At 40.8% G+C, this 6,000-nt stretch carries 3 protein-coding genes and 1 pseudogene; 2 read left to right on the forward strand and 2 right to left on the reverse strand.

Features of this window, described 5'->3' with window-relative positions; all coding sequences use genetic code 11:
- Positions 1-189 precede the first annotated feature (189 nt).
- A pseudogene (gene thiD, locus GKR41_RS00135) lies at positions 190-971 on the reverse strand (bifunctional hydroxymethylpyrimidine kinase/phosphomethylpyrimidine kinase).
- A gap of 847 nt (positions 972-1,818) precedes the next feature.
- Between thiD and alr the strand changes: the two are divergent.
- Positions 1,819-2,889, forward strand: coding sequence for an alanine racemase (gene alr, locus GKR41_RS00140; protein ID WP_226809542.1), 1,071 nt, complete (start codon positions 1,819-1,821; stop codon positions 2,887-2,889).
- Between the two features lie 1,339 nt (positions 2,890-4,228).
- Here alr and GKR41_RS00145 read toward each other — a convergent pair.
- Positions 4,229-4,483: an oxidative damage protection protein gene (locus GKR41_RS00145; RefSeq protein WP_226809543.1), complete on the reverse strand. Its 255-nt coding sequence runs from the start codon at positions 4,481-4,483 to the stop codon at positions 4,229-4,231.
- Between the two features lie 726 nt (positions 4,484-5,209).
- Between GKR41_RS00145 and GKR41_RS00150 the strand changes: the two genes are divergently transcribed.
- A complete protein-coding gene (locus GKR41_RS00150) occupies positions 5,210-5,431 on the forward strand; it encodes a hypothetical protein (protein WP_226809544.1) in 222 nt (73 codons plus the stop codon).
- Positions 5,432-6,000 lie beyond the last annotated feature (569 nt).

Here is a 6,000-nt window from a genome sequence, read left to right on the forward strand (position 1 = left end):
TAGCTTGATCGTATTTGCTGAGTTCGAGTGTGTGATCAAGTTAGGTCTCGGTAGCTCTGCAATCGTTTTCTGCTGTGTTCTATCGTACGATTATGGTGAGCTGTCTAACTCTAAACAATATCCATGTTACTCTTGTAACTTTATCATGTTTAGGGTATCCTGTGAGGATTTCTTCTTCTATCGAAACATTTACCCCAATGTGCGGAAGTGGGGCACTGGACCGGGACCTAGTCCCACTGAAAGTCGAGTACTGTGAAGTAATGCTTGGTTTATATAAATCTTTGCATTACTAACAGCGTCAGTCTAGTCTTGATTCTGTAGACGAAGTGCGGCAATCACGGTGGATAATGTACAGCCGGTTCCATGTCAGTCGAACGCTAGACAGCCGTGTATGGCCACTTGCTTCAATAAGCCAATCTGGACTGTAGTTACCTAAATGCCCTCCCTTGATTAGTACCGCTTGCGCTCCTAGCGCGTGTAGTAAATCTCCTTGGTGTGTCATCTCTCTACGCCTCATCAGTAGCGATTGGCTGGTTAAGCAGTGCTGCTGCCTCATGTAAGTGAGGCGTTATAATGCTAGATAGTGGCAGTAATCTCTCGTGTAGCGCAGTTAATGCATAAGGCTCCAGAAATTCGTATCCGCTAGATGCGCGTATATAGTATCAAGCACCACATACGCAGTTTTATACCGCTTTATTGCCGAAGCAACTGTGAGTACATTAGTCACATTCGCTAACATTCCTATTTTAACTGCATCGATTTGCAGATCATTGAATACCGCATCTAGTTGCGCAGCAACGATATGATCAGCTACTGGATGCAGTGCTATAGCGCCTTGCGTGTTTTGAATGGTCAAGGCTGTAATCACTGTAGCGCCGTACACCCAATGCAGAAAGAGTTTGAAGATCAGCCTGTATGCCAGACCCTCCGCCCGGATCAGATCCAGCAATTGTTAAGACATTAAGAATTATATACACTCCACAATAAAAATATGATTGGCATCCGCCCTTTACTATATAGACAGCATGCGTATGCTATATCTTTTAGATAAAGTAGTATTTACTATGCAGAATACTATTGTCATAGTAAGAAAATGCATTGATACTATCTATAAAGCATTGTTATCCATCTGCATAATTCCCACAGACTGCCCACACTACAGATAACATAGAAGTACAAAATGCTGAAGCACTTTGCAGAACTAAGGGGCAGTCTGATTAGAAATATAGCTAGTGCATATATATGAATAATCACAATAATCGTGCATTATAATGTTATCTAATCAGATGATAAATAAAATAAATCAGTTATAAGTATATTTAACTAAACTAATCAGCGCTACCTATGACACCACCTTCAGGTGATAATTGATACTTACTGTAGAAATCTAGAACTGAATGTTTACAAGTCAATATAACCAAACAGCAATAATTTTGTTCGTATTAGCCAAAAAATAGCACATACTTTCGTGCTGTAAACATATAAAGTATCAATCAGACAATCGGTATGACGTAAAATGTATATATTTGAACAATTTTCTGGAGGCATCGTCATAGAAGCTATTGCTTAAACTCTTTTCAAAAAAATCTATATAAACTATTAGAAGTATCCTATTTGGAAAAATAAAAGATCTTTTTCATTTGAGGTTAATATGGATTTATATTTTGCAGTCGCTATTGAGCTAATCTACGAAATGAGCTTTCTTAATGCTTAATATTAGTTGTGTATATGACCTTATAGTGCGGAACTATAAAAGTCCAAACTAATAATTACGAACTTAAATAGTTGATTCGCAGCGATATTAAGGCACCTAAATTTATGCCTCGCCCCCTCCTTGCTACAATTCACACTACAGCGCTTTCTAACAATCTTGCCGTTGCTCGCGGTTACGCTTCCAAATCAAAGATTTGGGCTGTTGTTAAAGCCAATGCTTATGGGCATGGTTTAGAGCGAGTTTTTCCTAGTCTGCGTTCCACGGACGGCTTTGCTCTACTCGAGCTCGAGGACGCGGTTAAGTTACGTAAATTAGGCTGGGCTGGGCCAATTTTATTATTAGAGGGGGCAGGGTGTTCAATAGACATTGATACAATTGACCACTATGGTCTGATAACCACTGTGCATTGCGATGAACAGCTACGGATGTTAGAGACAGCACGTCTCTCGAAGCCGATCAATATCTATTTAAAGATGAATAGTGGTATGAACCGGCTGGGCTATGTAGCTAGTAAGTATTATGCCGCATGGAAACGCGCAAGAGTGTGTAGTGGCATCGGGCAGATTACGCTTATGACTCATTTCTCGAATGCCGAAGGTGAGGGCAGCGTTCGACGCCAATTAGAAATATTTAAGTATGGTTCTCATGGCATTGAGGGCGCGCGCAGTCTTTCGAATTCGGCTGCGACTCTATGGCATTCATATGCGAATTTTGATTGGGTGCGGCCCGGCATTATGTTGTATGGCGCGTCGCCATCGAGCGTTTTAGCCTCGATACAGGGCTCTGGACTTCAGCCGGCAATGACATTGAGTTCGGAATTGATTGCTATTCAAACGGTTGAACCGGGAGAGGGTGTAGGCTATGGTTCAATATTTAAGGCGCGGGAGCGTATGCGTATTGGTGTTGTAGCATGCGGCTATGCAGATGGCTATCCCCGGTGTGCCCCTGAGGGCACACCGGTTCTAGTTAATGGGGTTTGCACACGAATTGTCGGTCGAGTTTCGATGGATATGTTGACTGTAGATCTATCTTTATGTCCAAATTCGGCTATTGGCAGTTCAGTAGAACTATGGGGAAACAATATACCGATTGATACTGTCGCAGTAGCATGCGGAACAGTCGGTTATGAATTAATGTGCGCGATCGCACAACGGGTACAAGTATGTGTCGAATAATGCTGAGTAGAGCGTCGGAAAAATAAAGAGGTGTCCGTCTGTATGACAGTAGCTCTCACTTGCAAAAGTAGCGAGAACAGTGCTCATTTTGTCATAATTAGAATACTCTCTAGATTGCTATTGATCATTGCTAAGCTCTTACTAAGAATAAGCCAGCGTGTAAACTGGCCGATATCAAGGTGATAGATGTGCTGCGCCACTCAACTGTTATTGGAGAGTGCAACCCTGCCGTTTTAAGCACTTCCAATCGCGTTTTCATGCGGCATATTCCAGCATTTCAGTTTCTGAATGAGATGCAATTGCAAAAGTTGCAAGTATCTATTCGATCATGACTATCTACCTAAAAATATTAAGTTTACCGCCTGATCTTTATAGCACAAGTGCTAAAATGTGCTACACAACTAACGAGAATCGCTAAGTAGCCGCGCGATCGCTATAGTCGGCTACGTAACCAATGAAGGCGAACCCGCTAATTCCCGAGTGCTTGATCATACTGTAGATGCAGTGCTATATTTCAAGGTCGATAATTATTTGTCGTGTCGGCTAGTCCTAGAGTTTAAAAAACTGCTTCGGCATGGCTAGCAAACTTAGCATGTTCTCGACGATAAAGCATAGTCTACGAAGCGTGCTAATTTATCGGCTTTGTTTGTATTGAAGTACAAATATACAGTTCCTGGCTCGTGCGTGCTAGCTACGCCGTATCGGCTATTTGTACTTCTACAAGCAATAGCCGATACGGCGTATATCAAACCGGCCGACTAGCTGTAGGTTTTAAACAAAATCTGATTGTGATTTACTTGCGGTTTTTTACAGGCAAGCAGTATTGCATTCTTTTATTAAGATATCTTCCTCAATGTTGTTGATGAAGTTAAGACTTGCCAAGTTAGTAACAGATTTGGCCATGTTGCTCGCAATTCAGCCTCAATGTATAACATTTTACCAATAGTTAATCATGTTTGGTGAAGTTGGACTATCTGGTGAGATCCATTTCTTCTACGGGATCAAAGCGCTTACGGAAAGCGATTAAGCTAGATTTTGCGATATCCTTTTTCCAAAAACTGAAGCCAAAGCTTGTACCCCAGTCGCCGATATATGACTTGCATGTAATCCGCTATTGCGTATATTAGTGATGAAGGAAATTAAACGCTGTGTGAATAGCGTAAATATGCGTTGCCTCTACGTTATTTTGATGCTCTAGTACAGAATACGGATTATCTAATATATAAGAGTTAAACATACATATAAGAGTTAAACATACGATGTTTACTCATAACGAATAGCATTTAAATGCCGCTTAATTGGAGTCCGGTATTCTATAATTTAGCCGTTAGGAGGGGGCCTATCCGGATACAATGTCGGAGTCTTCGCTAAATAAGAATTTTTTAGCTTGTTTTAATAAGTATTGGCGCGCATGCGGATCGATCATATTCAAGCGGTTTTCGTTGATTAACATTGTCTGCTGTTTAAGCCAAGCTTGCCATATTTCTTTAGAGATACAGCTAAAAATTCGTTTACCAATCTCGCCGGGCAACGGAGGAAAATCTAATCCTACCGCTTCTTTTCCAAGTTTTACGCAGTAAACCATTCGAGTCATTTAAGTTCTCCTGTAGGATAGTAAATAAAATCTTTCGGTGCTCTTTTATACATCCTTATCCTTAGAGTAGATTAATAGGCACAGTGATTTGCGCTGCTAGCTATATCAACGACGTTAATCTTTAGGCAGACTCTTAACCGTTTCTTTTATAAAACCCCTTCTTAAAGAAAGCAGTGTTCGGCTCGGTTTATTAGCACAAATCGTTTCAATCCGCTCGCTCTGACGCGTTGCTCGATATGTTTGAGTAGCGTATCACCAGCACCTTATGCCTCTAGTGATACGATGAAGCATGCCATTCGCCAATCCGTTTTTTTGGGGGGGGCTAGTACAGTGCCGAGCATCCGAAAACACGCTGTCGCGCTCGATCTGATATCGGTCTCGTCGCACCAGTGTTTTTTCTATCCTAAGAGGCTCGATCAGTTGTAAGTTGCCCCCCCCACATTATTTGGTACTGTTTTGCGTAGATTTTCTAGATTCTTGTACGAGATCATTAGTCCGATCACGTCGTGCAGAAATAATTCTAGCAAAATGCTTCTGTCTAGAATATAAGATATGTATAAACATGAAATGCTACCGAGGCATGCTTAGAATTTTATTCTCTAGATAAGGGTTCAAATAAGCGCATTCCAGGTTATCTATATGGAATTCATAAATTTTCTGTTTGTCGTCGAGCGATAGCTTTCGTGATAGTTTTTATCAACGTTAATCACACCAGGCGCTTCAGTGATGAAGATTAGCTTGTTAGCGCGTAGAGTAGCTGAGTACGATGCGATATATTCCATTGATAAATTAATGCTTTGTCTGTCGGTAGGAATCCGATCGGCGATAGCAACACAATTTTATCCCCCCCCCCCAAAGAGAGGGGAGGGGGATAAACTCGGCATTGACTTACGTACTACGCTAGTATATCGGCGATACTCTCTAGTATCCGCACCAGCCTTGCTGTGACAAAATTGTCTGATTTAGGCTGTGCTACGATAAATATTATTATCTAGCCCTAGTAGCATCTTTAGATTTTCTTAAGACCTAATATCAATATCGCCTCGATACCACAGTAAACAAGAATAATTAGAATATACTCAGAACCACTAAGACTTTTTCCCTTTAGGGGCATGTACATGCTAGCTTTATTTTATCTGATGTATTATCAGATAAAGCTAATCCGGCATAAGTGATATTTTGAGTGACTTTAAGAGAAATAACCAAGATAAAGACTTAGAATGAGTTTTAGCGTTATTTAGATAAACTGGTTAGTGCTATCTAGTGATAGATCTTAGTTTTTTTCTGTGGCTCTCTCCAAGTATATAAGCGACTGATGTGACCAATTTACCATAGAGCTAATATGTTAGGACAACACAGTCTTATAATACTCCATTACAGATAATATACTAGATGACTGGGCTCGATAGAAATGAGTTTTAATATGCTTAGTGGCGCTCTTATATGCTTGATATGAACTGCTGCAAGACGCCCAAGAGCCCTTAATAACCATCTTGCATCGCATTTATCTTCCTTGC

It is taken from the genome of Candidatus Vallotia laricis (assembly GCF_020541325.1).
Taxonomy (GTDB): Bacteria; Pseudomonadota; Gammaproteobacteria; order Burkholderiales; family Burkholderiaceae; genus Mycetohabitans; species Mycetohabitans laricis.